The organism is Streptosporangium sp. NPDC000239 (genome assembly GCF_040300765.1).
GTDB lineage: Bacteria > Actinomycetota > Actinomycetes > Streptosporangiales > Streptosporangiaceae > Streptosporangium.
Genome location: NZ_JBEPEI010000004.1, coordinates 375,224 through 401,431, shown reverse-complemented (window position 1 = coordinate 401,431; position 26,208 = coordinate 375,224). Strand labels below are relative to the sequence as shown.

Sequence of the window (26,208 nt, the reverse complement as noted above, 5' to 3'; positions counted from 1 at the left end):
CGGGCCCTCCGGCGCCGGAGGGCCCGCACCGATGGTCATGAGGCCGGATCGGCGGCGAGGCGGTTCAGCTGCAGGTCGAGGGTCGCGACGGCCGTGTCGCGGTCGGTCTCACCCAGCATGAGCGCGTCGGCGAGCGCGCCCGCCGCGCCGAGCAGGATGCGCGCCTCCGCCTCGGCGGCGACGGCCGGACCGTAGGCCTCGGCGACGAGCCGCGTGACGGCGGCCGTCGCGGCGGACAGCCCCTCCCGGTAGAGCCGGTGGAGCTGGGGGTTCGCGGCGGTCGAGGCGAGGAAGGCGTGGCCCGTCAGGATCTGTTCGGCGCCGAGGTCCACGAGGGCCAGGAGGACCTGACGCAGCGCCGTACGCGGCGGATCACCCGGCCGTACGGCTGCCGCGAAGGCGCTCTCGATGTCGTGCCGCCGCATGGTCGCGGCCAGCCGCAACAGCTCTTCCTTGGCGGGGAAGTAGTGCTGGACCAGGCCCTTGGAGATCGAGGCCTCCACCGCGACGCGCCCGACGGTCACCGCCTCCGGGCCCTCGCGCACGCACAGCCGAAGCGCCGCCCTGGCGATCTCCTCACGCCGCGCGTCGTGGTCCACGCGCTTCGGCATCGTCACCTCCGTGGAGCGTTTACAGTACGATCGTATCGTAAACGAGGGGGTTGCCATGGACACCATCGCGCCGAACGTCGGAGCGGCATTCAGGGCGGACAGGCTCGGTCACTTCCACGACGCCGCCGCCTACGCCAGATATCGGCAGGCCTACGACCGAGCGCTGGCGACCCTGCCCGCGCCGAGCGCGACGCTGGACGTGCCGACCGACTTCGGCACCGTCCGCGCCTACCGGTTCGGGCCCGCCGACGGGGTGCCGCTGTTGCTGCTGCCCGGTCGTGCGGCGGCCGCGCCCATGTGGGAGGCCAACCTGGCGGGCCTGGCGAGGAACCGCCCGGTGTACGCGGTGGACCTCATGGGAGAGCCGGGCCTGTCCGTGCAGACCCGGCCGCTGACCTCCTCCGAGGACCAGGCGGCCTGGCTCACCTCGCTGGTCGACGCCCTGCCGGAGCCGGAGCTCCACGTGCTGGGGCTGTCGATCGGCGGCTGGTCCGCGCTCAACCTCGTCGTCCGCCGACCGGCCGGGATCCGCTCGCTCGTCCTGCTCGAACCGGCCGTCACCTTCGGCGGCATCACCTGGAAGGTCGTCGTCGTCTCCCTGGGGTCGGTGCTCCCCATGCCCGGCGCGGTACGGCGACGCCTGCTGAGCTGGATCTCCGGTGGCGCCGACGCCTCGGAGGACGAGCCCGTCGCCGAGTTGATCGCCTCCGGCATGCGTGACTTCACCGCCGCCCTTCCCCGGCCCGACTACCCCACCGACGAGCAGATCGCCGGGATCGACCTGCCCACCCTGGTGGTGATCGGCGGCCGGAGCATCATCCACAATCCGGAGAAGGCCGTGGCACGGGCACGCCGCCTCCTGCGGCACGGCACCGTCGAACTCTGGCCCGAGGCGTCGCACGCCGTCAACGGCGAGTTCCCCGAGCGCGTCGAGACCACCGTCAACGCCTTCCTGGCCGAGGTCGAGCGCCGCTCGTGAACATGACGTCCGTCAACTGAGAAAGCGGATCCGGCGGCCGTCGAACTCCGGAGAATCACCCCGAAGGACGACCCACAACCACGGTGACCGCGACCGCGGCGACGCCGGTGCGGCCGACGCCCTCGCCTCCCCATCGAGGAACCGTCCGCCCCGCTGCCCGTCGGCTGCGCCACCCGGTGGTCAGCCGCCCCCTCCGTATTCGAGGATTCTCCAGGGGGCGTCGTCCGACTGCCTGCCGACCAGGAAGCTGTAGGGGTAATGGCGGTCGTCGTCAGGAGGCTCTTCGCTGCACCGGCGGATCTCGACATCGACGTGGACTCTTTGAACCTGCCGATAACCGCCGGGTCCATAGGTGTCGGAAATCGGTCTGCCGACTTTGGAGACCTTCACGTCGGCCCACGTGTTGATCGGGTCGTTCAGCCAGCCGTGGAAACGCCGGTGATAGGACGGCGTCGACAAGGCGCGGGCCGCGTCGGGGTCACGCGCCGCGACGGCGGCGAGATAGGCGCGGACCACCACGTCCGCGGCGGCGTCGTCCTTCGGCATGGTGACCGGTGGCCCCTGCGAAACGTCGCACGCGGCACAGCTTCTGCCGTTGACCAGGAGGAACAGGATGGTCAGCGCGAGAACCGCACGTCCCGGCTTCGTTCGCACAATGCTCCGATCCTGGTGAGGTGAGGCAAGGAATGGATGGCCTTCTTGCCGGAGGCCACCCATTCCTCACACCTCGTTTAGGCTGCGACGTCTGGCTAGAACAGTGCCCTTATCGCGTAGACCTTCATGTTCGGGTGGTCTTTTTTGGCCCCCGGAAGTGAAACCGCCAGCGGGCGGTCCGGATAGGGGTCCGAGTGCTGAGCGTACTGTACGCCTTTCCATGACTTCGAGGTGAGCTTGCTGACCATGGCAGCGTGGCCGAAGTCCGGCCTGCCGCCGTCGTAGTCCCAGAGCAGGATGTCGCCGACCTGAAGATCACTCCACCTGGTCACCCAGGCGGCGCGCTTCGAATAACGCATGAAGTACTGGAAGAAGTTGTTGGCTCCGGACCAGCTCCAGCTTGTCGTGGCCTTGATCGCCCAGGAGTTGTACCATGTGATTTTTTCGCTCGATTGGAACCACATCGACGGATTACGACGATCATTGTCGGAGACGCCGTTCTTCCCGTTGACGTCGATATGAGCGCCACCTCCGAAGCGAAGCGCTCTCGACATGAAGTTCGTACAGTCATTTTCGAAGAGCGGTGAATCCCGGTGGTGCTGGACCGCCCACTGCGCCGCGGCCGTCCGGTTGATCAAAGATATTCCGCCGGATGCGGCGGCGGCCTTTGACTGCTTCGCGAACGCGTCGTCGATGGGCAGCGAGGGGAATCCGTCGTCATCGATCGGCAGGTCCATGCCGTCCGCCGGTATCGATCCCGGGTCGGTGGAGACCTCGTTCATATCCGGGGTGACCGAGACGAGAGCATCCCGGTCCGAGGAGCCCCGCACCTGGATCTTGTCGCAGCTCGTCATCGAGAAGGTGTAGGTACCTGTTCGCTGCGTGTCGGAAGCCTCGGACGTGGGGTTGCTCGTGCCGATGTCGCCCAGATAGTCGAATGTCTGGCTTACCTGGGCCCGAGCGGTGGTGACCTGCCTTCCCTGATCGTGCAGGAGCATCACGTCGGTGACATCGGTAGAGGAATCGGTCTGCTTGATCCCGTGTTGGTTGAGCTTCTCGGCCACATTCGCCAGGTCAGGCTGCTGCGTGAACAGGATCGCCTTCGCAGACTTCGCGGTCTCGCTGGCTGAGGCGACGTCCTCCACCGAGCGAACCGTCCGCTCGCGGAAGCCGTTGAGCGCGTCCTCGAAGGTCTTGATGGCAGCGGCGAAGACTGTGGGATTGTCGCAGGCACTCGCCGGAGTCAGCGGGACCGTGACGTCGGTCGACGTCCACGGGCTTTCCCCATAGGGCGATTTGGCGCGGACGGCGATGGCGTAACTCGCTCCCGGAGTGAGGTTCGAGATCTCCGCATGAGTGTTGCTCATGGTGTGCGTCTGGACGACCTGCCCACCGGAGTCGGTCACTTGGAGGTCGTAGTTCTCGATGATCGCCGTGGAGCCTGAATCGGCGGGCGGGTTCCACGTGAGCACCGCGCCGTGGCTGGCGGCTGCGACATGCAGATTGCTGACCTCGCTGGGCGCGGACGGCAAGCGGTAGCGCAGGTGTACCTCCACGGGCGTCGAGCCACCGAACTCGACCGGTTGCTCGCTGGTGGAGGAGATCGCAATCCAGCTCAGCAGCGCGGCTCCGCTGACCTGCAGTCCTTCGGGCGGAATCGGCCCTGATGTCCCTGGATCCACCGTAAGGGCGGCCTGGACGTCGGCACCTCGCGTGGATGAGCTGACCTCACCGGAGACCGGAGCGAGGCTGACCTCGACAGCGCCGGAGCACGGAGCGCCCTCGCAGGAAGGTGTTCCCAAGCGCAGCGTTCCGTCGATCGGCGTTGATCCCTGCGGTAGCTCGGCGAAGCTGACCTTCAGAGTGGATACCGTGTGCGACGCGCCCGTACCGCCTGCCTTGACCGTGGTCGAGTCGGCGAACGAGCATGACTGGCCGTCGCACGCGTCCGCGCCGGTCTTGGCTGTTCTCACGATGACACTCTCGTCACCGAGCGTGATCTCGTGGATGGTCATCGGCGGCCCGGCAGGCGGGGTCGTGCCGGTGGTGGTGAAGGAGACCGGGGCGGTCTTGGAGGTGCACACCTCCGAACCGCTGGCAGCCGCCTGGGTCGTGGCCGGAGTGATCGCGGCCTGCGCCGGAGCTGAGTAAGCCGGAGTCGAGTACAGGGCGGTGATCTCGGTGGCGCTCAGCGCGCTCTGGTAGAGACGGACCTCGTCGATGGTGCCCTTGAGGTAGTTGCTGAGGGTCCCGTTGGCCTTGGTGCGGCCGAGCTGGACGCTGCCGGTCGCGTCCCAGCTGCTGGTGAACGCGGTCTCGGCATTGAGAACACCGTTCACGTAGAGGCGGATCTTGCCTGCGGCGGCGTCGTAGACGCCCACCAGGTGAGTCCACTGGCCGGCGACAGCGTCCTGCGTGGACAGGGCGCGTAGAGGTGTGGCGCCGGTGGTGTCAGCTTGGTAGGTGACCAAACGCCACTTCTTGTCGCCCGGATAGTAGGCGAGTTTGAAGGCACTGTTGACGGAGCCGTTCTGGCTGACGATGGCGTGGTCGGCGGTGATGTTGTCGATTTTGGCCCAGGCCGAGACGGTGTAGCTGGCGTTGGTGTGGATCGCTGGTCCACCGGTGACGCCATAGCTTGAGGAGGTCCCGGCGAGTTGCAGCCCGGACTGGTTCTTGCCGGTTCCCCACGTCGTCCCGGTCAGAGTGGCGGAGTGGTTGTTCCCCGAGGAATCGGCCGCCGTGCCGCCCGTGCCCTCGTCGAAGGTCCAGTAGGCCTTCAGGCTGGGATTGGCTGTCGGTGTCGGTGTCGGTGTCGGTGTCGGTGTCGGTGTCGGTGTCGGCGTCGGCTCTGGGGACGTACTGCCCTGGCCTACGCAGGCTGCCATCTGCCAGGTGTAGGTGCTCCCCGGTTGTACGGTGTCCGGCAGCAGCTGGAACGACGCCCGCTCACCCCCGTTCACGGTACGGGTGCCGAGAGGAGTCGAACCAACCGGAGCGCCCGAGGCGTCGTACAGGTAGTACTTGGCAGTCACCACGTTCCTGGACGGGCGATTGACCACGCCGGACAGGATCGGCTGGGTCGGGTCCGTCATGCTGGTTTCGATGTCGGACGGCATCATCGGCGCGTCGGAGGTGAGACGGTAGGCCAGGCTCTCGTTGCAGGAAGGCGGGGTGACGCCGCTGCGACATGCTTTGACCACGAACTTCAGGCTGGCCGGGTTGTCGAGCTGGAAGGTCTGCTCGATGGACTGACCGGACGGCTTGGCGTTGTAGCTGGTGGCCGCCACCTCGCCGTACAGATCCTTGACCTCCTTAAGGGTCAGGGCACGCTGATAAAGGCGCATGTCATCGACCGCGCCCTGCAAGTTGTGGATCGAGGCGGCTGCTTCGCCGGTTCCGATGCGGAACGGGCCATTGGTGACCGTGCCGGTCGGCTGGTAATCCGTCTCGCCTGACAGGACGCCGTCGACATAAAGCCGGATCTTGCCCACGCCGGCGTCGTACACCGCCACCAGATGGGACCAGGTATCGGCCTTGACCAGCTTCTGGGAGTCGACCCATACGCCCGTGCCGACGGTGCCGCCGGTACCGGAGACCTGGAGGCGCCACTTCTGCCAGCTGCTGCCCAGGTAGTAGATGCTGAAGCCGTACGGAGTGCCAGCCTGGCTGGCCACGTACTGAATGGAGTCACTGTCGTTCAGCTTGACCCAGGTGCTGAGGGAGAAGCTGGCGTTCTGATTGAGCACCGGACCACTGGTGGTGGCGTAGCTGTCGGGAATGCAGCAGCCGTTGCTACCGGTCATGTCGTTGAGCTGCATGCCGGAGCCGAGCTTGCCGGGGACCGGCTTGCGCCTGCTACCGGAGTAGGTGGCGGTGTATCCGTTGCCGCCGGAGTCGGCTGCCGTAGAAGTCCCCGAACCTTCGTCGAATTTCCAGTAGGCGACGTGGCCGGTCGGGAAGGCGGGTGGTGGGGTCATCGTGGAGTCGTTGACCGTGACGGTGTAGTCCAGGTTCGTCCCTTCCGGGACGCTGGACTTGAAACCGACCTTGACGCTCTGGCTGCGGGCGATGGCGTCATTGCCGTTCATCGAGTCAATGGATTCGGCCGTCACCGTGGGAATCTCGGGCGGTAGCCAGTACGACACCGTCAGTTTGGGAGGCTTGCCCCCAACCCGCTCAGCCGAGTGGTAGTAGATCCAGAACCCACCCCCTTGCGAAGGCTGGTGGTCGAAATCGGTGTAGGGCGCGACCTGGAGGCCTTCGCTCTGCGCGCCGGACGCCCAGGCGTTCGCGATCGCGGTGACGTCCCAGGTGATGGTGCGGGGAATCCAGTTGCCGTTGTCGTCGATGGACGGCGTGCTGGGGCAGATCTGGATCGAGGAGCCGAAACTGGTCGCCGTGGGCTTGTTGCTCCAGCCCACTGAATCCGGCGTCCAGGCCGAGGTGATGCGCTTGACCTCGACGCCGCCCGGGCCGAACCAGCGGCAGGCGACGTCCTTCTCCGCGTACATCTCCAGCTTCGCGTTGCCGACTGAACGGCCCGTCAAGGCAGAGGTGTCGAACTTCAGCAGCGAGTTGGTGTGGGTGAGGTGTCCGTCACCGAAGGTCCGCTCCATGCTGGTCATCAGAGTGGGGGAGGAGGTGGAGGTGTCGTACAGAGGGTCGCTCTGAATCACCTTGTCGCTGAGCAGCGGCAGAGTCGTGGTCGGGTCCACGGTCAGCGGGTAGCGGGTAGCCGGGTCGTTCAGGAACGCCTGATCGGGCTTCAGCACCAGGACCTGATGGCCGTCCTCTGTCACCACCCGCGTGTCGATCTTTCCGGTCCGGGGCGGCTTCACCTCGCGTGTGTTGGCCTCGGCTGGAGTCGGACCGGCGTCGACGACCACGGGTTCGGCGGCAGAGGCCACCTGTCTGCCCTTGGCATCGGTCAGCGTGAGCCCCTTACCCTTTTTACCCTCGTTCAAGGTCAGACCTTTGGTGCTGACCGGGATACGTAACTCGACGGGGCCGGTGGGGCGCTCGTGCAGAACCACATCGTGCCGGAACCCCATTGGAAGAGCCGTCACGACCAGGTCGGCCCCAGGTCCCGCGGCGTCGACGTAGCGGGCGATATTGCCTGTGACTTCTGGTTTGGGCAGGCTCTTGGTCCAGGACAACGCGAACCGCTGTCCCTTGCCCCGCGTCATGGCGGCGAACGGCGCGTCACCTCCCAGAGAGAAGGCGACGTCGGCCTTGGCCAGCTTGGGCTTGAGAACGCCGTCATTCTCCACCAGGTTCGTGTCGATCCATGCCCAGGAACCGTCGGCCTGTTTGAGCTGGGAGGGAGCGGCGTAAGACTGCAGGGTCAGATGGCCGTCGGGGTACGCCCACGTCCGTGAGGTCTCGGTGTAGACGGCCTCTACCGCCACCGGTTTGTTTTGCTTTTGCGCTTCTGCGATCGCCGCACGTAATGGTGCATCCGGATCTTTCGGGCGGGGGAATGTGGTGGTAGGCGGAGCGGCGGACGGTATCGGATCCGCTTGGGCCTGGGGAAGCGTGCCTACCACCAACAGCGATGCCGTCACGGTGAGTGCCGCAGCGGCCGCGAGGCGTTTGGGTTGTTTACCGCTTGGTCTTACGGCGCTGACCAACTTGTTCACTAGCACCCGCAATCTGTCGGGAATTTAAATAGTAAACAAGCTTTACATTTGGTCAATGGTTTAAATCAATATGAGATTTATCACCATAAGTTTGAAATAAAAAACTGTAACGAACCCCTGCTCCGAGGCGATGGGTCACTCTCGTCCCTGTCGCATCACTGAGGGCGACGGGGGTGGAAATGGCCACATAGTGTGAGGAAGTTCCAGCGTAGCGTACCGGTGTTCGCTACATATTTCATATGGACCGCAGCTTTTGGTTACGAACGTGAAGGTGTGATGTCGGGTCTGGTGGAGTTGTCGTCGAAGAACATCGAAGGCTGCCTGAAAGTATGTAATTCGACTGCTCGAAAACGGCATGGAGTGGCGCGATGTAATCAAATGCTCATGCCATGTGACGACAGTGGTAACGGTCCGGCGGCAGGTGTTCCCGGACGTAAGGCGATGAAGGGCCGGCGCGGTGATCGGCTCCTCGTTTGTCGGAATCGGTCGCGGTACTCGGTAGATCCTGCCGAGCGGTGGTGAAACGCTCGCGGTAGTCCGTCGGGGTGACGCCGAAGCGCTGTCTGAAGACCCGGTGGAGTGTCTCGACGGAGCCGAGGCCGACCGTGTTCGCGATGGTCCGCAGACCGCTGCCGGTGTGGAGCAGGTGCCGCGCCGCGGCCTCCACCCGGATCGTCTCGACGTAGTCGGCGGGTGTGACCCCGACCTGGCGGCGGAAGAGCCGTGAGAAGTGGCGGACGCTGAGACCGGCCCGGCGCGCGAGCGCCTCGTTGGAGAGGTCCTCGGTGAGGTGGTCCGGTATCCACGCCTGCAGGCGAGCGATCCCGGCGTCCGATGCCGAGGGGTGCGCGAGGAGTTCGCTGAACTGGCTCTGCCCGCCGGGCCGTCGCATGTACATGACGAGCCACCGGGCGACCCGGCGGGCCAGTTCGGCGTCGTGGTCCTCGGCGACCAGGGCGAGGGCGAGGTCCATGCCCGCGGTCACCCCGGCCGACGTCCAGATGTGCCCGTCCTGTACGAAGATCGAGTCGGGGGCGACGGTCACCTCGGGGTGGTCGGCGGCGAGCCGTTCCGCCGCCGCCCAGTGCGTCGTCGCCCGCCGTCCGTCGAGCAGCCCGGCCGCCGCGAGGATGTGGGCCCCGACGCAGACCGATGTGATCCTCCGTACGTCGTGGTCGGCGAGGGTGGTGAGCCACTCGACGAGCGGTTCGGCCCGCAGGACCCTGGGGCCGGTCGTGTCCAGCACCAGGCCACCGGGCACGATCAACGTCCCGATCTCGCGGCGCAGCTCCGTCCAGGAGACGTCGGCGGCGATCGAGGCGCCTCCCGCGCAGCGGACGAGGCCCGCCTCCGGTCCGGCGACCACGATCTCGTAGCCGGGTGCGCCCTCGCCGAGAAGGCGGTCGGCGGTGGAGAACACCTCAAGCGGTCCGGCGACGTCGAGCAGTTCGACACCGTCGTACACGGTGATCACGACGAGATGCGAAGTCACGGTGCCCACTCTGCCGTACGGATGCGATGGCCGGATATGACATGTGCATGTCCTTGCGGACATCGGTTTCGCCGATCGACGATGGTGATCGTCCATCCACCGGTGACGTACGGAGCACCCGATGATTCCCTCGATTCCCGACTCGCCCATCGCCCAGGCGGCGGCCGCCCTCGCCGCCGAGGCCGAGCCCGTGGATCTGCTCAACCACAGCTACCGCACCTACCTCTTCGGCCGGTACCTGGTCGCCGAACCCGGGATCGACGAGGAGGCGGCCTTCGTCGCGGCCATGCTCCACGACCTCGGCCTGGCCGAGGACTACCGGGGCGAGGCGGAGTTCGCGCGCGTCGGGGCCGACCACGCGTGCCGCTTCCTCGAAGGGCGTGGCTGGGATCCGGACCGGATCCACCTGGTCGAGGAGGCGATCCTGCGGCACGCCAACATCCACGCCGAGAAGGTGCCCGAGTACCGCGTGATCCAGGCGGGGGCCGCCCTGGACGTCGGCGGGCTCGGCTACGAGCACGTCAGGAGGGATGATCTCTCCGGCGTTCTGAGGGCCTATCCGCGCCTCGGCTTCGCCTCGCACATGCGCGACCGCTTCCTCGGCGAGATCCGACGGCACCCGGAGGGTTCCTTCGCCGAACTGGAGCGGGCCCTCGGGGCGACCGACCTGATGGGCGCCAATCCGATCGACAGGCTGGAGGAGTAGCCGCCTCAGGGGCTTTCGAGCACGGTGCCGATCAGGGCGGTGCCGCGGTCCGTGCGACCGCCGGGGCCGGGGTGGTAGCCGACCTGGTCGGCGGTCAGTTCGCCGCCGCACGACCGGCAGGTCACGGTGGCCCGGGTGTCGTCGCCACAGGTGTGGTGCCGGACGATCAGCGGCGGCCCCGCGTCGTCGGCCTCCCAGCGGTCGCCCCACGCGGTCAGCGCGAGCAGGACGGGCACCAGGTCCCGGCCCTTGTCCGTCAGGTGGTAGCCGTACCGGTCGGGCCGTTCGGCGTAGCGCTCACGCCGGAGCAGGCCGCCCTCCACCAGCCGTTCGAGGCGCTGGCTCAGCACGTTGGTCGCGGCGCCCAGGTCGCGCTGGAGGTCGTCGAACCTGTGCAGGCCGAGCGTCACGTCACGCATGATCAACAGCGCCCAGGGGTCACCCACGATCGCCGCGGAACGGGCGATCGAACATGCGATGCCGGTGAAGTCCGTTCTGGTCATATTTGAGTCCCTTGCTTAAAGCAAGTCAGCAGGATACCTTGCGCTTCATGTATCACGCTATTGTGCGGTCCGTTGTCAGGAGAACCTGGCGCAAGGTGGGCGCGGGCGACTACGAGGCGGCGGTCGCGATGGCCGCTCCCGATGTGCGCTTCCGGTTCGTCGGGGACACGGCGCTGGGCGCGGACGTGCGGGGCCGCGACGCGTTCCGGGCGTGGTTCGCCCGTTTCGAGGAGCGTCTGCCCGGGGTCCGGCTGAGGCTCGTCGACGTCGTGGCCAACGGCTGGCCGTGGAACACCAAGGTCGCGGTGTGCCTGCAGGTCGTCGGCACCCTGCGGGACGGGACGCCGTACCGCAACCTCGCCATGCAGTGGGTCACCCTCCGCTGGGGCCGCATGGTCGACGACGTCGTCGTCGAGGACACCCTCAAACTCGACGCGGCCCTGCGCGGTTCCGAGGCCTGAATTCCCGGCGCGGGGGCACGGGAAGGCAGGGAGAGGGAAACGCGACGCGGGGACGGCGCCGGGCACCGTCCCCGCGTCCGCGGGCCGTACGGGATCAGATCAGCGAGTGGACCTGCAGGGTCTCGGTACGGCCGGGGCCGACACCGATGGCCGAGATGCGGGCACCGCTCATGCTCTCCAGGGTCTTGACGTACGCCTGGGCGTTGGCGGGCAGGTCCTCGAAGGACTTGGCGCCGGAGATGTCCTCCTGCCAGCCGGGGAACTCCTCGTAGATCGGCTTGGCGTGGTGGAAGTCGGTCTGGGTCATCGGGATCTCGTCGTAGCGGACCCCGTCCACCTCGTAGGCGACGCACACCGGGATGCGCTCAAGGCCGGACAGGACGTCCAGCTTGGTGAGGAAGAAGTCGGTGACGCCGTTGATCCGGCTGGCGTAGCGGGCGATGACGGCGTCGAACCAGCCACAACGGCGGTTGCGGCCGGTGGTCACGCCGTACTCGCCGCCGGTCGTGCGCAGCCAGTCGCCCATCTCGTCGTCGAGCTCGGTCGGGAACGGGCCGGAGCCGACACGGGTCGTGTAGGCCTTGAGGATGCCGATCACGCGGGTCAGACGGGTCGGCGGGATGCCGGAACCCGAGCAGGCGCCGCCGCTGGTCGGGGAGGAGGAGGTGACGAAGGGGTAGGTGCCGTGGTCGATGTCGAGCAGGTTGCCCTGACCGCCTTCGAGCAGCACGACCTTGTTCTCGTCGAGGGCCCTGTTCAGGATCAGGGAGGTGTCGGCGATGTGCGGCTTGAGACGCTCGGCGTAGCCGAGGTACTCGTCGAGGACCTTGTTCGCGTCGATGGACCTACGGTTGTAGATCTTGGTGAGGATCTGGTTCTTCTCACCCAGGGCGATCTCGATCTTCTTCTGCAGGATGCCCGGGTCGAGCAGGTCCTGGACCCGGATGCCCATGCGGTAGATCTTGTCGCCGTACGCGGGACCGATGCCGCGGCCGGTCGTGCCGATCTTGGCCTTGCCGAGGTAGCGCTCGGAGACCTTGTCGAGGGCCTTGTGGTGCGGCATGATCAAGTGCGCGTTCGCGGAGATGAGCAGACGCTCCGAGGAGACGCCACGGGCCTGGAGGCCGTCGATCTCACTCAGCAGCACACCCGGGTCGATGACGACACCGTTGCCGATCACCGGGATGACGTTGGGGGAGAGCACTCCCGTCGGCAGCAGATGCAGCGCGTACTTCTGGTCGCCGATGACGACCGTGTGTCCCGCGTTGTTGCCACCCTGGTATCTGACGACGTAGTCGACCTGGTCACCGAGCAGATCGGTCGCCTTGCCCTTGCCCTCATCGCCCCACTGGGCACCCACGAGAACGACAGCCGGCATCGTTAGTCTCCAACCGCAAAAACCAAAGCCCCTGACGCAATCGCGACAGGGGCTCTTGCGAGGTGAGAATACCTGACCTGGTGGGAAATGGGGATTGTCCGTTTCCTGGCGGGTCAGCGTCCGTTCAGTTCCTCGGCGGCGGTGGCGCTCGAATCCCTCAGGAACTGCTGGCAACGTTCCGCCTCGTCCTTCTCGCCGATGGCCTGGGCCGCGCGGCCCAGAGCGTGCAGGCAGCGCAGGAAACCGCGGTTGGGCTCGTGTTCCCAGGGGATGGGACCGTGGCCCTTCCAGCCCGCCCTGCGGAGCTGGTCGAGACCGCGGTGATAGCCGGTCCTGGCGAAGGCGTAGGAGGTCACCGCGTGTCCGGCGGCGAACGCCTCGTCGGCGAGGGCGCCCCAGGCGGCGGGGTAGGCGGGGAAGCGCGCGGCGACGTCTGAGGCCTGGGCGCCGGACTCCAGCGCCTGCCTGGCCTCGGGCAGGTCGGGCAGCCTGGTGGGCGGCGGACCGGCGAGAAGGTTCTCGGATTCCATAGGGACAGTCCTACCCGTTGGGACGGGGTCAGGCCAAGATCGGCCGCCTGAGACGTGCCTTACTTCTGCGGGCTCAGCGGCGGTAGCCCGGATGGACTCCGGGGGTGAGGCCCTGCTGTACGGCGACGGCCTCCAGGAGGGCGGCGAGCTGCTCACGCTGGGCCTCGTCGAGGGCGGCGCAGATGTCGTTCTCGTGCGCGGTGCCCACCTCGCGCATCCCGGCCATCACGCGTGAGCCCTCCTCGGTGAGGTGCAGGGCGTAGTTGCGGCGGTCCTGGGGGTTGCGCCGCCGTTCGACGAGCCCCTTGCGCTCCAGGCCGTCGACCAGCGTGACGACCCGGCTGGGCACGACCCCGAGCTCCCCGGCCAGGGACTGCTGGCTGCGCCCGGGGCGCATGGCGATCATGCGCAGCAGACCGACGTCCGAGGGGGCGACGCCCAGGGCGCCGACCCGCTCGGCGAAGCGCGCCGCCGCGTGCGCGCCCACCTGCGAGAGCAGGAACGCGGTGCCCCTGGGCTTCGACCATGGCGCCGTCCCGCTGTCGTGCTCCTCTGTGGTCATGGAGCGATGGTAGCTGTAGTGAATAGTTCTCTGCTATGAATAGTTCAGTAAAGAGAACGGAGAAGAGCGTGTCCCACGACATGACGGGCAGGGTCGCGCTGGTGACCGGCGGCTCACGGGGGATCGGTGCCGAGACCTCCCGTGTCCTGGCGGCCAGCGGCGCGAAGGTCGCGGTGAACGGCCGCGACCGGGCGGCGATCGACGAGGTCGTCGCCGACATCACCGCACGGGGAGGTACGGCGCTTGCCGTACCCGCGGACGTCACCGACGAGGACCAGGTGTCGGCCATGCGCGAGCGGATCGAACGCGAGCTCGGGCGGGTCGAGATCCTCGCCGCCTTCGCGGGCGGCTCCGGGGCACCCGCCCCCACGGCCGATCTCGGGGCCGCCCGCTGGCGCGCGGTCATCGAGTCCGACCTGACCTCGGTCTACCTGACGGTCTCCGCGTTCCTGCCCGCCATGGTCGAGCGGGGCCGGGGCGCGATCGTCACCATGTCCTCGACGGCGGGACGCCACCCCGGCGGGGCGAACGCCGCCTACGCCGCCGCGAAGGCCGGGGTGGTGATGTTCACCAAACACCTGGCCAACGAGGTCGGCGGCCACGGCGTCCGCGTCAACTGCGTGGCCCCCTCGGCCGTGCTCAACGAACGCATGCGGCGGTTCATGTCCGACGAGCAACTCGACGGGCTGGCCGCCTCCTACCCCCTGGGCCGCATCGGGCGTCCCGAGGACGTCGCCCAGGCCGTCCTGTACCTCGTCTCGGACGCCTCGTCCTGGGTGACCGGGGTCACCCTCGACCTGACCGGCGGCCGGGTGATCGTGTGAGCGAGACGACCGTACGGCGCAACGGCCAGGGCGGCCCTCCGCTGGGCGTCCTCGGCGTCGTGTTCACCGTGCTGTTCCTGGCCGGGATCATCGTCAGCACGATCATGGCGGGTGGCGCGACCTTCCCCTCGCCCTTCGGGGACGGGGTCGTCGACTACTTCAGGGAGAACGGCAACGCCGTCGCGGTGACCGGGTTCCTGCAGTTCGCCGCCTCGGTCCCGCTGGCCGTCTACGCCGCGACCGCCTCGGCCCGGCTGCACAACCTCGGCGTCCGCGCGCCCGGCGCCGTCATCGCCCTGACGGGCGGCGCGCTCGCCTCGGTCATGCTGACCATGTCCGCGCTGTTCAGCTGGACGCTCTCGCGCCCCGAGGTGATCGCGGAGCCCGGTGTGGTCCGTGCGCTGCACTTCCTGGCCTTCGCCACCGGCGGCGTCGGGCACGTCGTCTTCCTGGGACTGCTCATCGCGGGCGTCGCCGTACCGGGCTGGCTGGCCGGGTTGCTGCCGCGCCCGTTCGCGCTGGCCGGCCTGGTGATCGCCGTGGTGGCCGAGCTGACCACCCTCGTCATCCCGCTGACCGGGCTGGCCGTACTGCTGCCCGTGGCCCGTTTCGGCGGCATGGCCTGGCTGGTGGCCGCCGGATTCCTGCTGCCCCGCACCCGGACCCGCGGCAACGGCCGCCCGACCGTCACGAAGGAGACCCCGTGAACACCGCGATACTCGAAAAGCTCATCAGGTTCCAGCACCCGGAGAAGGTCCTCGGCTATCTCGGCGGGCTCGACGACACCCGCGTCGCCGCGCTCTTCGGTCTCGACGAGGACGCCTACCTGCGGATACGCCGCGACCACGAGGACCAGGTGCGCCGGACGGCGGAGGAACTGCTCGACGACCCGGCGTTCGCCGCGAAGGTGGACAGGCTGCCCTTCGAACCCGGCCTGCGCGTCGTGGCCGTCGGCGAGAGCACGACCGACGACCTGCTGTCCTGGTTCGAGATCCTGCGCCACCTCCTCGCCCTGCGGCGTCCCGGCGACGGGATCGTCCTGGTGAACACGGCCGTCTCCGGGCAGACGAGCACCCAGGCCCTGGCCGGCTCGCCCGCGGTGGCCTTCCAGCGGCCCGACTGGGTGCTGTGCATGCTGGGTGCCAACGACGTGCGGCGCTTCGGCGGCCCCGAGGGGCCGATCCTGGTCAGCCCCGCCGAGACCGGCCGCAACCTGGGAGCGCTGCGCGACATCGTCACCGCGCGCACCGGAGCCCGCTGGGTGTGGGTCGCGCCGAGCCCGATCGACGACGCGCGGGTCGCGGCCTACCAGCCGTTCCTGCAGGGCGGCTTCTCCTGGAGCGACCGCGACCTCGACCCCGTGGGCGCCTTCCTGGCCGCCCAGCCGGAGCCCGTGGTCGGCGGCGGCCCCGCCGTCGCGAAGGAGGGCGCCCACGCCCACCTCGACGACGGGGTGCACCTGTCCCTCGCGGGCCAGCGGGCTCTGGCCGTCGCCGTGGTCGAGACCCTCGCGGACCTCACGTGAAGCTGATCGTCTTCGGCGCGACGGGCGGCACCGGCCTGCAGGTCGTGGTCCGGGCCCTCGACGCCGGTCACGACGTCACCGCCGTCGTGCGGGACCCGGCGAGGCTCGGCGCGGGCGGTGCCGTGGGTGGGGCTGTCGGTGGGGCTGTGGGTGGGGACCCCCGGCTGACCGTGGTCCGGGGCGACGTCCTGGAACCCGGGACGTGGCGGCAGGACGTCGGCGGCCACGACGCTGTCCTGTCCTGCCTGGGCAGCAGGGACCGCAAACACCCCACGACCGTCTACTCGCGGGGCACGTCCAACATCATCGACGCCATGCTCGGCACCGGGGTACGGCGGCTGCTGTGCCTGTCGTCCGCGGGCCTGGAGATCCCACCGGGAACCCCCTTGGCCCAGCGCCTGGTCACCAGGCTTGTCATCCAGCGCCTCTACCGGTACGGCTACGCCGACATGGCCGCCATGGAACGCCTCGTCAAGGCGGGCTCCGTGGACTGGACGATCATCCGCCCGCCCATGCTCACCGACAAACCGGCGACCGGGCACCCCCGCGCCGCGATCGACGGCCACCTGGAGGGACTGCGCAGCGTCTCCAGGGCGGACCTGGCCGACTACATGATCGGGCACGTCGAGGACCGGGAGACCTGGGGAAGGACGGTCGAGGTCGGTTCGTGACCCGGTGTCCGGCCCCACGACGGGGGTGGGCCGGAAACGGTTTCCCGGCGGCCCGCCGTCAACCCCGAACGAGGCGGGCCGCCGGGATCTCCGAACGGGGTGACCCGCCGGAGCCTCCGAACGAAGCGGCCGGTCAGGGCCTCCGGACGGGGCGGGCCGCCGGGATCTCCGGACGAGAGGAGCCCGGGTCCGAAGGCGGACCCGGGCTCGAAGGACTCAGGCTCAGGCTCAGGTGAGCCTGGTGCCCGCGGACTTCAGGTGCCGGCAGGCCTCGGCGATACGGTCCGCCATAGAGGTCTCGGCCGCCTTGCCGTACGAACGGGGGTCGTAGGCCTTCTTGTTGCCGACGTCGCCGTCCACCTTGAGCACGCCGTCGTAGTTCTTGAACATGTGGTCGGCGATCGGGCGGGTGAAGGCGTACTGCGTGTCGGTGTCGATGTTCATCTTGATCACGCCGTACGAGATCGCCTCGTGGATCTCTTCGAGCAGCGAACCGGAACCGCCGTGGAAGACCAGGTCGAAGGGCTTCTCCTTGCCGTACTTCGTGCCGACGGCCTCCTGGATCTCCTTCAGCACGCCGGGGCGGAGCTTGACGTGGCCCGGCTTGTAGACGCCGTGCACGTTGCCGAAGGTCGCCGCCAGCATGTAGCGGCCCCGCTCGCCCAGACCGAGGGCGTCGGCGGTGGCCAGGGCGTCCTCGGCCGTGGTGTAGAGCTTCTCGTTGATCTCTCCGACGACGCCGTCCTCCTCGCCGCCGACGACGCCGATCTCCACCTCAAGGACGATCTTCGCGCGGGCGGTCTTGTCCAGCAGCTCCTGCGCGATGTCCAGGTTCTCCTCAAGCGGTACGGCGGAGCCGTCCCACATGTGCGACTGGAACAACGGGTCCTGGCCGCGGGCGACGCGTTCGAGGGAGATGTCCAGCAGCGGCCGCACGAAGCCGGGGAGCTTGTCCTTGGGGCAGTGGTCGGTGTGCAGGGCGACCGTCACGGGGTACTTGGCCGCGACGACCCTGGCGTACTCCGCCAGCGCGGTCGCGCCGGTCACCATGTCCTTGACGGTGGTTCCGGAGAGGAATTCGGCGCCACCGGTCGAAACCTGGATGATGCCGTCGCTCTCCGCCTCGGCGAACCCTCTGAGCGCGGCGTTGAGGGTCTGGGACGAGGTCACGTTGATCGCCGGGTAGGCGAACTCACCGGCCTTGGCCCGGTTGAGCATCTCGGCGTAGACCTCTGGAGTCGCGATGGGCATCGGTGTCATCTCCCTAGAGACGGCGGTGAACTGCTGGCGCGGGGTCCGGCCGGGGCCAGGCCCTCAGCCAGTATTCCGGGTTCCTTCCCAGCCGGACAGTCCGGGCAACACTTGTGCCCGCGAAGATCTCTCGATCCGGGGGCTTTGCCCGGGTAGGCTTCACGCCGATGGACCTCCTGCATAACATCCTCGACCCGAAGTGGTGGCTCGGCCTTCTCGGCCCGTTCGCCACCATCGGCGTGCTCGGCATCATCTTCGCCGAGACCGGGCTGCTGCTCGGCTTCTTCCTGCCAGGTGACTCGCTGCTCGTCGCGGCGGGGGTGTTCAGCACGGCCGAGGCGGCCAAGGCCATACCCGGCCTGGAACCGCTCTCGTTCCCGGTGCTGCTCGTCCTGGCTCCCCTCTGCGCGATCGTGGGGGCCCAGCTCGGCCACCACCTCGGCGCCAGATACGGCCGCAAGATGTTCGACCGGCCCGACTCCCGGCTCTTCAAGCGGGAGTACGTGGAGAAGGCCGAATACTACTTCCAGCGGTTCGGCCCGGCCAGGGCGGTGGTCATCGCCAGGTTCATCCCGATCGTGCGGACGTTCCTGAACCCCGTCGCGGGCACGCTCGGCATGGACGCCAAGCGGTTCTTCCTGTGGAACTGCGTCGGCGCCGTGCTGTGGACCGACAGCCTGTTGATCTTCGGCCGCCTGGTCGGCTCCGCGGTGCCCAACGTCGACAGGTACATCCTGCCGGGCGCCCTTGTGATCATCCTGCTGTCCGTCATCCCGATCATTCGGGAGGTCCTGAAGAGCCGCAAGGAGGGCAAGGCCGTACAGACTCCGCAGGGCAGGCACCACCGGGGCGCGCCGACCGGCACCCCTGGTGAGCCCGGTCTCTGACCGTTCTTCCTCAGTCCGGCCGAAGCCCCTCCCAGGTCCGCTGCCTGCCGCTACTCTCCACACTGTGGGACGCCACAGGTCTGATCCGATGGGTATAGCGCGCCTCGGCCTCGCGGCTCTGGCGGTGCTGGCGCTCGTCGCCTTGGTCGTGATCGGCGTCAGGTCCCTGTCGGGAGCGCTCTCCGTCGCGGCCCCGAAGCCGACGCCGACCGTCACTCCGCCGTCCCCTGAGCCCTCCGCCGCCTCGCCGCGGCGGGTGCCCACGGTCGTGGTGCGGTGTGTACGGGAACGTTGCCCCACGGTCTTCCTGAAGGAGGCCGGGGGCGACGTGCTGATCAACCGGGAGATGGACGACGGCGAGCAGGTCCGTTCCTTCGAGCGGAAGCTCGAAGTGGTGCTGGCCGACTCCGCCTCGGTCAAGGTGCTGGTGAACGGGGAGGAGCGCCCCCCGGGCAGTCCGGGGAAGCGCCAGGAGTTCACCGTCTCCCGTGACTGATCAGGCCAGGCCGAGGTCCCCGAGGGTGTAGGCGGTCAGGTACGGCAGGCCGGCGGCGGCGATCGCCGAGGCCGCGCCACGGTCCACGATCGTGGCGACCGCGACGACCTCGGCGCCCGCCTCGCGCAGCGCCTCGACCGCCGTCAGCGGGGAACCACCGGTCGTCGAGGTGTCCTCGACGGCCAGCACCCGCCGCCCGGCCACGTCCGGCCCCTCGATCCTGCGCTGCATGCCGTGCGCCTTCTGCGCCTTGCGGACGACGAAGGCGTCGAGCCTGCGGCCCCGCGCCGCCGCGGCGTGCAGCATGGCCGTGGCCACCGGGTCGGCGCCCAGCGTCAGCCCGCCGACGGCCTCGTAGTCGAGGTCCTCCGTGAGGTCCAGCATGACCCGGCCGACCAGCGGCGCCGCGTGCCCGTCGAGGGTCACCCTGCGCATGTCCACGTAGAAGTCGGCCTCCTTGCCGGAGGACAGCACGACCTTTCCGTGCACGACGCCCTTGTCCTTGATCTTGGTCAGCAGGTTCTCGCGATCGCTCATGGCAACAAGGTTAGGGTGGCCGCCGAGAGCCTCGTGCGGCGGGCGAATCCACGTGCCGCGGGGGCCTCAAGAACGGGACAAACTGGTACGGTCTGCGTAAACCCTCCGGCGTATGGTCATGCGCGGGTCGAATCGTCGGGATTCACCCTCGGACGATCAGCGGCTTGATTACCCTGAGAAAGGGCCGCCTGTTCTGGTCTCTCAAGGGGTTCTTTCAGGCGTTTGTGAGCCGGAAGGGCCGGGCCACGCAAGAAAGGGCGGTTTCGCGTGGATCGCTGCGCGCTTTTCGTGGACGCTGGATATCTGCTGGCCGACGGCGCTATGGCGGTGCACAGTACCCGTCATCGGGAGGAGGTCTCGTGGGACTACCGGGGGCTGCTCTCCCTGCTCAACGAACTCTCCAGGGAACGCACCGGCCTGCCGCTGCTGCGCTGCTACTGGTACGAGGCCACCGTCGAGGGCCGTCGCACTCCCGAGCATGACGCGCTGGCCGACCTTCCCGGGCTCAAGCTCCGCCTGTCCCGCATCCGTCCCGGCCGCCGCGAGGGTGTGGACGCCCAGGTCCACCGCGACCTGATGACCCTGGCACGCAACGGCGCGGTCTGCGACGCGGTCGTGGTCAGCGGCGACGAGGACCTGGCCCAGGTCGTGTGCGACGCCCAGGACTTCGGGGTCCGGGTCACCGTCGTGCACATCACCGCGGACGGCAGCTGGGCCGTCTCGCGCTCGCTCCGCCAGGAGTGCGACGACCTGATCGAGATCAGCGCCTCCCATCTGAGGCCGTACGTCACCGTGACGTCGAGCGTCTCGGTCGGCGTCACGGTCACCCCCGCGGTGACCTCGGCGACGACCGAGACCCCCGCGCTGCCCACCGGCGGCAGGACGAGTGCGAACGGGCAGGCCCCCGTGGTCTCCCTCGGCACCGGGCCCTCGCAGACCGGCCCCATGCCCGCCGTCCCGCCCTCGCGGGCCGCCCACGCGCTGCCCACCTATCCCGGATACTCGACCGAGCCGCCTCCGCCCGCGCCCCCGGCGCCGCCTGTCCCCCAATCGCAACCGCAGCCGCAGCAGCAGGCTCCGGCCCCGCCCGCCTCGTCCGGCCAGGGCGGTTCGGCGGGCTCGCCGCAGCCGCCGTACGGCTCGGCGGGCACCGGCGGGCCCTCGGCCTACCGGCCGGGTCAGATGGGCGCCTACACCGGGCCGCACCCCGCGCCCGTCCCGCAGCAGAGCACGGGCGGCAACGGCACGACCACCCTCTCCGAGGCGGTGAAGGCCGCGCACAAGGAGGGATACGACTTCGGCGAGTCCGTCGCCAAGGACGCCCCGGCCCTGTGGCTTGAGGCCGTGCTCGCCCGCAAGCCACGGATGCCCTCCGACCTTGAGGCCCGCCTCCTGCAGGGCTCCTCCCTGCCGATCGACTTCCTGCTGCACGACGAGGTCCGTCACGCCCTGCGCCGGGGCTTCTGGGACGCCCTGGAACGCGCCCGCCGCTAGGTTCCCGGCCCCGGGGCCGCCGCGTGAAAGCCGTCGCCTGAAAACGGTGAGGCCGCCGGGGAAGGTCCCCGGCGGCCTCATGCTCCGTGTCAGGAGAGGGCGTCGAAACCGGCCCTGAGATGGTTGAGACGGTGGGAGAGGTCGGACAGGGGGCCGACGAGGTTCGGGTCGCCACCCTTGCGGGCCAGCTCGACGACCCGGGCGAGCTCCTCCTCAACGGCCGTCAGCCTCCCGGACAGCTCCGGCAGCACGGCCGTATGGACGTCGGCCTCCCCCGAGGGGATCTCGGAGGCCAGCCGGTCACGGAGCATGAAGGCCTGCTCGGCCAGACGGCGGTTCATGTTGTACAGCTCGACGAAGACCGCGACCTTGGCCCGCAACACCCAGGGGTCGAACGGCTTGGTGAGATAGTCGACCGCCCCGGCCGCGTAACTGCGGAAGGCGTAGTCGGGGGCGCTGTCCACCACCGTCAGGAAGATGATGGGGATGTTGCGGGTACGCTCACGGCGCTTGATGTGCGAGGCGGTCTCGAACCCATCCATGCCGGGCATTCGCACATCCAGCAGGATCAGTGCGAACTCCGTGTTGAGCAGGGCCTTCAACGCCTCCTCTCCCGATCTGGCCCGTACGGGCACCAGATCGAGCGAACTGAGGATCGCCTCAAGCGCGATGAGGTTCTCCTCCCGGTCGTCGACCAGGAGGATCTTGGCGCGGTCCGCCATCTACTGTGCCCCTTCGTTGGAGTCGTCCGCCGGCCTGCCCCTGGTGAGCCAGCCGCGCAGCCGTTCCAGTAGCCGGTCGACGTCCACGGGCTTGGGAACGTAATCCGAGGCACCCGAGGCTATGCTCTTCTCCCGGTCGCCGCGCATGACCTTGGCGGTCAGCGCGATGATCGGCAACTCGGCGAACTGGGGCATCCGGCGGATCGCCGACGTGGTCGCCCAACCGTCCATCTCGGGCATCATGATGTCCATCAGCACGAGGGCGACGTCCTCGTTGCGTTCGAGCTGCTCGATGCCCTCACGGCCGTTCTCCGCGAAGACGACCGTGGCGCCGTGCCGTTCGAGCACGCTGGTCAGCGCGAACACGTTGCGGATGTCGTCGTCCACGATCAGGATCTTGGTCCCGGTGAGCGGATCGTCGCCCTTCCACGTCTTGGTCTCCTGCTTCGGGAAGTGCGAGACCGGCATCTCCTCCGGCATCGGGATCTCGGGCAGCTCCTCGGGCTCCTCGGCCACCCCCACGATCGTCTGGCCGCGCGGCAGCGTCTCGGAGACGGCGGCGCCGCCGTCCCGTGAGGCCAGCGGGCCGACGTAGGAGGGCGGGAGGTACAGCGTGAAGGTGCTGCCCTGCCCGACCTCGCTGGCGACGTGGATCTCACCGCCGAGCAGGCGGGCGATCTCCCGGCAGATCGACAGACCGAGGCCGGTGCCGCCGTACTTGCGGCTGGTCGTCCCGTCGGCCTGCCGGAACGCCTCGAAGATGAACTCCAGCTTGTCGGCGGCGATGCCGATGCCGGTGTCGATCACCTCGAAGGCCAGGGTGCCCTCGGCGCCACGCAGGGTGTCGTCGACGTAGGGGACGTTCGAGGGGGCGCGGACGACGCGCAGCCGTACCTCGCCCTTGGGGGTGAACTTGATCGCGTTGGACAGCAGGTTGCGCAGCACCTGCTGCAGGCGCTGCTCGTCGGTGCGCAGCTCCTGCGGGACCGAGGGGTCGACCTCGACCGCGAACGACAGCCCCTTGTCCTGCGCCAGCGGGGCGAAGGTCGCCTCGAAGTAGTCGACGAGCTTGGGCAGCGAGATGCGCTGCGGATGGATGTCCATCCGCCCCGCCTCGACCTTCGACAGGTCGAGGATGTCGTTGATCAGCTGGAGCAGGGCGGAACCCGCGCCGTGGATGGTCTTGGCGAACTCGACCTGCTGCACGGTGAGGTTGCCCTCGGCGTTCTCGGTGAGCAGCTTGGCCAGCACCAGCAGGCTGTTCAGCGGGGTGCGCAGCTCGTGGGACATGTTGGCCAGGAACTCGGTCTTGTAGCGGGAGGACACCGCCAGCTGCTCGGCCCGTTCCTCCAACGTACGGCGCGCCTGCTCGATCTGGAAGTTCTGGATCTCGATGGCGCGGTTCTGCTTGGCCAGCAGGGCGGCCTTGTCCTCAAGCTCGGCGTTGGAGCGGCGCAGCTCCTCCTGCTGGCGCTGGAGCTCGTCGGAGCGTTCACGGAGCTCGGTGGTCAGACGCTGCGACTCGGTCAGCAGGTCCTGCGTCCGGGAGTTGGCGATGATCGTGTTCATCGTGACGCCGATTGTCTCGACGAGCTGGTTCATGAAGTCATGGTGTATCTCACTGAACTGGCTGAAGGAGGCCAGTTCGAGCACTCCCAGGACCTGCGTCTCGAACAGGACGGGCAACACGATGATCTGGGCGGGCACCGAACTGCTCAACCCGGTGTCCACGGTCAGGTATCGGGCGGGGACCTCTCCCAGGAAGATGCCCTTGCCGTCCATGGCGGCCTGCCCCACGATGCCCTCGCCGGTCGCGAAGCGCTGCCTGATCCGCGAACCGGGGCGGGCGCCGTACCCGGCGATCAGGTGCAGGTCGTGGTCACCGGACGGGTCGGCGAGGTAGAAGGCGCCGTAGTGGGCCGCGACCAGCGGGGTCAGCTCGCTCATGATCAGCCTGGCGACCTCCATCAGGTCGCGGTGGCCCTGCATCAGACGCGAGATCCTGGCCAGGTTGGACTTCAGCCAGTCCTGCTCCTGGTTGGCCTTCGTGGTGTCGCGCAGGTTGGACACCATCGTGTTGATGTTGTCCTTCAGCTCGCCGATCTCACCCCCGGCGTCCACGGTGATCGAACGGGTCAGGTCACCCCTGGCCACGGCCGTGGTGACCTCGGCGATCGCGCGGACCTGCGTGGTCAGGCGGCCCGCGAGCTCGTTGACGTTCTCGGTGAGCCGCCGCCAGATGCCCTCGACGCCCTCGACCCGGGCCTGGCCGCCGAGCTTGCCCTCCGAACCCACCTCACGGGCGACCCGGGTGACCTCGGAGGCGAAGGAGGACAACTGGTCGACCATGGTGTTGATGGTGGTCTTCAGCGCCAGGATCTCACCCTGGGCGTTCACGTCGATCTTGCGGGTGAGGTTGCCGTTGGCGACGGCGGTGGTGACCTCGGCGATGTTGCGGACCTGGTAGGTCAGGTTGTTCGCCATCGAGTTGACGTTGTCGGTGAGGTCCTTCCAGACGCCGGAGACGCCTCGGACGCGGGCCTGGCCGCCGAGCTGTCCCTCGGTGCCGACCTCGCGGGCGACGCGGGTGACCTCGTCGGCGAACATGGACAGCTGGTCCACCATCGTGTTGAGGGTGTCCTTGAGCTGGAGGATCTCACCTTGCGCGTCGGCGGTGATCTTCTTGGACAGGTTGCCCTGCGCCACCGCGGTCGAGACGGCCGCGATCTGCCGGACCTGCGTGGTGAGGTTGTTGGCCATGACGTTGACGTTGTCCGTCAGGTCCTTCCAGGTGCCCGAGATGCCGGGAACCTGCGCCTGACCGCCGAGCTGCCCCTCGGTGCCGACCTCGCGCGCCACCCGGCTCACCTCGGAGGCGAAGGAGGACAACTGGTCGACCATGGTGTTGATGGTGGTCTTCAGCGCCAGGATCTCACCCTGGGCGTCGACGTCGATCTTCCTGGTCAGGTCGCCGTTGGCGACGGCCGTGGTGACCTCGGCGATGTTACGGACCTGGTAGGTCAGGTTGTTCGCCATGAAGTTGACGTTGTCGGTGAGGTCCTTCCAGACGCCGGAGACGCCTCGGACGCGGGCCTGGCCGCCGAGCTGTCCCTCGGTGCCCACTTCGCGGGCGACGCGGGTGACCTCGTCGGCGAACATGGACAGCTGGTCCACCATCGTGTTGAGGGTGTCCTTGAGCTGGAGGATCTCGCCCTGGGCGTCGGCGGTGATCTTCTTCGACAGGTCGCCCTGCGCCACCGCCGTGGCGACGGAGGCGATCGCGCGGACCTGCGTCGTCAGGTTGCCCGCCATGAAGTTGACGTTGTCGGTGAGGTCCTTCCACACGCCGGAGACCCCGCGGACCTGCGCCTGACCGCCCAGCTCACCCTCGGTGCCGACCTCACGGGCCACCCTGGTGACCTCCTCGGCGAACGCCGAGAGCTGGTCGACCATCGTGTTGACCGTGGTCTTCAGCTCGAACATCTCGCCGACCGCGTCGACGGTGACCTTGCGGCTCAGGTCGCCCTTCGCGACCGCCGTCGTGACCAGCGCGATGTCGCGCACCTGCGCCGAGACGCGGCTGGACATCGTGTTCACGGCCTCGGTCAGGTCCTTCCAGCTGCCCGACATGCCCCGCACGTTCGCCCGGCCGCCCAGACGACCCTCGGTGCCGACCTCGCGCGCGACCCGGGTCACCTCCGAGGTGAACAGCGAGAGCTGGTCGACCATGCCGTTGATCGCCTTGCCGAGGCGGCGCACCTCGCCCCGGGAACCGCGAACCAGGTCGATCCTGCGCGACAGGTCGCCCTTGGCCACCGCGTCGATCACGTCCGCGGCCCCGCTGACCGGGCCGACCAACGCGTCGATCAGAGCGTTCACCGAATCGACGCTCTCCGTCCACGAACCGACCCCGGGGCCGGGGGAGAGACGTTCACCGAAGCGGCCCTCCCGCACCACCTCCCGGCGCACCCGGTGCAACTCGTTCGCGAGATGCTCACGGCGGTCGGCCACCTCGTTGAGCAGCAGGCGGATCTCGCTCAGGATGCCCGGCGGGGCATGCGGCACCCGGCGGCGGAAATCGCCATCGCGCCAGGTGATCAGTGTCTGGAGAATCGGCTGCAGGTCCGATTCGGTGTACCGTCGTTCTTCGACGCCAGACACGGTGTTGGCCGTGGTCATGAGACCTCCTTGACTCCCGGGGGGCGCAGCCGTGAGTCATCCCAGTCTGTCACGGTGCGCAACTCCGAGTCCCGCCTTCGATTTACCCCATGTCAGCAGCAAGT

At 68.4% G+C, this 26,208-nt stretch carries 22 protein-coding genes; 10 read left to right on the top strand and 12 right to left on the bottom strand.

The genetic code is table 11. The features are described 5' to 3' along the window. Positions 1-35 precede the first annotated feature (35 nt). The gene (locus tag ABT340_RS14110; protein ID WP_352011116.1) at positions 36-611 is read right to left on the bottom strand and encodes a TetR/AcrR family transcriptional regulator; all 576 of its coding nucleotides are present in this window, start codon (positions 609-611) and stop codon (positions 36-38) included. A 55-nt stretch (positions 612-666) separates the two neighbouring features. Here ABT340_RS14110 and ABT340_RS14105 point away from each other — a divergent pair, with 55 nt between their 5' ends. Further along, positions 667-1,590 (top strand): alpha/beta fold hydrolase, encoded by a 924-nt coding sequence (locus tag ABT340_RS14105; RefSeq protein WP_352011115.1) that lies wholly within the window; start codon positions 667-669, stop codon positions 1,588-1,590. 180 nt (positions 1,591-1,770) lie between these two features. Here the strand turns inward: ABT340_RS14105 and ABT340_RS14100 are convergent, their stop codons facing one another. The 3 genes from ABT340_RS14100 to ABT340_RS14090 all read right to left on the bottom strand — a co-directional run bounded on the left by ABT340_RS14100 (position 1,771) and on the right by ABT340_RS14090 (position 9,378). Then, positions 1,771-2,136 (bottom strand): hypothetical protein, encoded by a 366-nt coding sequence (locus ABT340_RS14100; RefSeq protein ID WP_352011114.1) that lies wholly within the window; start codon positions 2,134-2,136, stop codon positions 1,771-1,773. Between the two features lie 203 nt (positions 2,137-2,339). Continuing rightward, a complete protein-coding gene (locus ABT340_RS14095; protein ID WP_352011113.1) occupies positions 2,340-7,886 on the bottom strand; it encodes a LamG-like jellyroll fold domain-containing protein in 5,547 nt (1,848 codons plus the stop codon). Positions 7,887-8,268: 382 nt separating this feature from the next. Beyond that, positions 8,269-9,378, bottom strand: a complete 1,110-nt coding sequence (locus ABT340_RS14090; RefSeq protein WP_352011112.1) for a GlxA family transcriptional regulator — start codon at positions 9,376-9,378, stop codon at positions 8,269-8,271. A 121-nt stretch (positions 9,379-9,499) separates the two neighbouring features. Here ABT340_RS14090 and ABT340_RS14085 point away from each other — a divergent pair, with 121 nt between their 5' ends. Next, positions 9,500-10,084, top strand: coding sequence for an HD domain-containing protein (locus ABT340_RS14085; RefSeq protein ID WP_352011111.1), 585 nt, complete (start codon positions 9,500-9,502; stop codon positions 10,082-10,084). A gap of 5 nt (positions 10,085-10,089) precedes the next feature. Here the strand turns inward: ABT340_RS14085 and ABT340_RS14080 are convergent, their stop codons facing one another. Further along, positions 10,090-10,587, bottom strand: a complete 498-nt coding sequence (locus ABT340_RS14080; RefSeq protein ID WP_352011110.1) for a winged helix-turn-helix transcriptional regulator — start codon at positions 10,585-10,587, stop codon at positions 10,090-10,092. A gap of 62 nt (positions 10,588-10,649) precedes the next feature. Between ABT340_RS14080 and ABT340_RS14075 the strand changes: the two genes are divergently transcribed. Next, a complete protein-coding gene (locus ABT340_RS14075) occupies positions 10,650-11,048 on the top strand; it encodes a nuclear transport factor 2 family protein (protein ID WP_352011109.1) in 399 nt (132 codons plus the stop codon). 94 nt (positions 11,049-11,142) lie between these two features. On the opposite strand, the gene ABT340_RS14070 is transcribed toward ABT340_RS14075, so the two are convergent. The 3 genes from ABT340_RS14070 to ABT340_RS14060 form a co-directional block, all read right to left on the bottom strand. Then, positions 11,143-12,426, bottom strand: coding sequence for an adenylosuccinate synthase (locus ABT340_RS14070; RefSeq protein WP_352011108.1), 1,284 nt, complete (start codon positions 12,424-12,426; stop codon positions 11,143-11,145). A gap of 113 nt (positions 12,427-12,539) precedes the next feature. Then, positions 12,540-12,956 carry a DUF3151 domain-containing protein gene (locus ABT340_RS14065; RefSeq protein WP_352011107.1) on the bottom strand — a complete coding sequence of 139 codons (417 nt, stop codon included), beginning with the start codon at positions 12,954-12,956 and terminating at the stop codon, positions 12,540-12,542. A gap of 73 nt (positions 12,957-13,029) precedes the next feature. Beyond that, positions 13,030-13,518: a MarR family winged helix-turn-helix transcriptional regulator gene (locus tag ABT340_RS14060; RefSeq protein WP_352011106.1), complete on the bottom strand. Its 489-nt coding sequence runs from the start codon at positions 13,516-13,518 to the stop codon at positions 13,030-13,032. Between the two features lie 68 nt (positions 13,519-13,586). Here ABT340_RS14060 and ABT340_RS14055 point away from each other — a divergent pair, with 68 nt between their 5' ends. Genes ABT340_RS14055 through ABT340_RS14040 form a run of 4 tightly spaced genes read left to right on the top strand, consistent with a single transcriptional unit; the run spans position 13,587 to position 16,538 of the window. Beyond that, entirely contained in the window at positions 13,587-14,342 is a 756-nt protein-coding gene (locus ABT340_RS14055; RefSeq protein WP_352011105.1) for an SDR family NAD(P)-dependent oxidoreductase, read from the top strand. Beyond that, positions 14,339-15,049 carry a hypothetical protein gene (locus ABT340_RS14050; RefSeq protein ID WP_352011104.1) on the top strand — a complete coding sequence of 237 codons (711 nt, stop codon included), beginning with the start codon at positions 14,339-14,341 and terminating at the stop codon, positions 15,047-15,049. Before ABT340_RS14055 ends, ABT340_RS14050 begins: the two co-directional genes overlap by 4 nt. Further along, positions 15,046-15,867, top strand: a complete 822-nt coding sequence (locus ABT340_RS14045; protein ID WP_352011103.1) for an SGNH/GDSL hydrolase family protein — start codon at positions 15,046-15,048, stop codon at positions 15,865-15,867. The genes ABT340_RS14050 and ABT340_RS14045 overlap by 4 nt, the downstream gene beginning before the upstream one ends. Continuing rightward, positions 15,864-16,538, top strand: a complete 675-nt coding sequence (locus ABT340_RS14040; RefSeq protein WP_352011102.1) for an NAD(P)-dependent oxidoreductase — start codon at positions 15,864-15,866, stop codon at positions 16,536-16,538. The genes ABT340_RS14045 and ABT340_RS14040 overlap by 4 nt, the downstream gene beginning before the upstream one ends. A gap of 228 nt (positions 16,539-16,766) precedes the next feature. On the opposite strand, the gene fbaA is transcribed toward ABT340_RS14040, so the two are convergent. Further along, positions 16,767-17,789 carry a class II fructose-bisphosphate aldolase gene (gene fbaA / locus ABT340_RS14035; RefSeq protein WP_352011101.1) on the bottom strand — a complete coding sequence of 341 codons (1,023 nt, stop codon included), beginning with the start codon at positions 17,787-17,789 and terminating at the stop codon, positions 16,767-16,769. Between the two features lie 167 nt (positions 17,790-17,956). On the opposite strand from fbaA, the gene ABT340_RS14030 reads away from it, so the two are divergent. Together ABT340_RS14030 and ABT340_RS14025 are read left to right on the top strand one after the other, a co-directional pair. Then, complete coding sequence (locus tag ABT340_RS14030; protein WP_352011100.1) at positions 17,957-18,676, top strand: DedA family protein; 720 nt, start codon at positions 17,957-17,959, stop codon at positions 18,674-18,676. Between the two features lie 88 nt (positions 18,677-18,764). Next, positions 18,765-19,172: a hypothetical protein gene (locus ABT340_RS14025; RefSeq protein WP_352011099.1), complete on the top strand. Its 408-nt coding sequence runs from the start codon at positions 18,765-18,767 to the stop codon at positions 19,170-19,172. Here the strand turns inward: ABT340_RS14025 and pyrE are convergent, their stop codons facing one another. Further along, entirely contained in the window at positions 19,173-19,709 is a 537-nt protein-coding gene (gene pyrE, locus ABT340_RS14020) for an orotate phosphoribosyltransferase (protein WP_352011098.1), read from the bottom strand. Between the two features lie 267 nt (positions 19,710-19,976). Between pyrE and ABT340_RS14015 the strand changes: the two genes are divergently transcribed. Further along, positions 19,977-21,203: an NYN domain-containing protein gene (locus tag ABT340_RS14015; protein ID WP_352011097.1), complete on the top strand. Its 1,227-nt coding sequence runs from the start codon at positions 19,977-19,979 to the stop codon at positions 21,201-21,203. A gap of 89 nt (positions 21,204-21,292) precedes the next feature. Here ABT340_RS14015 and ABT340_RS14010 read toward each other — a convergent pair whose 3' ends face one another. After that, positions 21,293-21,925, bottom strand: a complete 633-nt coding sequence (locus ABT340_RS14010) for a response regulator (protein ID WP_352011096.1) — start codon at positions 21,923-21,925, stop codon at positions 21,293-21,295. Next, positions 21,926-26,104, bottom strand: coding sequence for a HAMP domain-containing protein (locus tag ABT340_RS14005; RefSeq protein ID WP_352011095.1), 4,179 nt, complete (start codon positions 26,102-26,104; stop codon positions 21,926-21,928). Between the last annotated feature and the right edge of the window lie 104 nt (positions 26,105-26,208).

What these genes read in the sequence shown, in the direction of transcription:
- ABT340_RS14060 (WP_352011106.1), bottom strand. Translation starts at nt 13,518, where the DNA reads ATGACCACAGAGGAGCACGACAGCGGGACGGCGCCATGGTCGAAGCCC.
- pyrE (WP_352011098.1), bottom strand. Translation starts at nt 19,709, where the DNA reads ATGAGCGATCGCGAGAACCTGCTGACCAAGATCAAGGACAAGGGCGTC.
- ABT340_RS14080 (WP_352011110.1), bottom strand. Translation starts at nt 10,587, where the DNA reads ATGACCAGAACGGACTTCACCGGCATCGCATGTTCGATCGCCCGTTCC.
- ABT340_RS14110 (WP_352011116.1), bottom strand. Translation starts at nt 611, where the DNA reads ATGCCGAAGCGCGTGGACCACGACGCGCGGCGTGAGGAGATCGCCAGG.
- ABT340_RS14010 (WP_352011096.1), bottom strand. Translation starts at nt 21,925, where the DNA reads ATGGCGGACCGCGCCAAGATCCTCCTGGTCGACGACCGGGAGGAGAAC.
- ABT340_RS14005 (WP_352011095.1), bottom strand. Translation starts at nt 26,104, where the DNA reads ATGACCACGGCCAACACCGTGTCTGGCGTCGAAGAACGACGGTACACC.
- ABT340_RS14070 (WP_352011108.1), bottom strand. Translation starts at nt 12,426, where the DNA reads ATGCCGGCTGTCGTTCTCGTGGGTGCCCAGTGGGGCGATGAGGGCAAG.
- ABT340_RS14105 (WP_352011115.1), top strand. Translation starts at nt 667, where the DNA reads ATGGACACCATCGCGCCGAACGTCGGAGCGGCATTCAGGGCGGACAGG.
- ABT340_RS14025 (WP_352011099.1), top strand. Translation starts at nt 18,765, where the DNA reads ATGGGTATAGCGCGCCTCGGCCTCGCGGCTCTGGCGGTGCTGGCGCTC.
- fbaA (WP_352011101.1), bottom strand. Translation starts at nt 17,789, where the DNA reads ATGCCCATCGCGACTCCAGAGGTCTACGCCGAGATGCTCAACCGGGCC.
- ABT340_RS14030 (WP_352011100.1), top strand. Translation starts at nt 17,957, where the DNA reads ATGGACCTCCTGCATAACATCCTCGACCCGAAGTGGTGGCTCGGCCTT.
- ABT340_RS14085 (WP_352011111.1), top strand. Translation starts at nt 9,500, where the DNA reads ATGATTCCCTCGATTCCCGACTCGCCCATCGCCCAGGCGGCGGCCGCC.
- ABT340_RS14065 (WP_352011107.1), bottom strand. Translation starts at nt 12,956, where the DNA reads ATGGAATCCGAGAACCTTCTCGCCGGTCCGCCGCCCACCAGGCTGCCC.
- ABT340_RS14100 (WP_352011114.1), bottom strand. Translation starts at nt 2,136, where the DNA reads ATGCCGAAGGACGACGCCGCCGCGGACGTGGTGGTCCGCGCCTATCTC.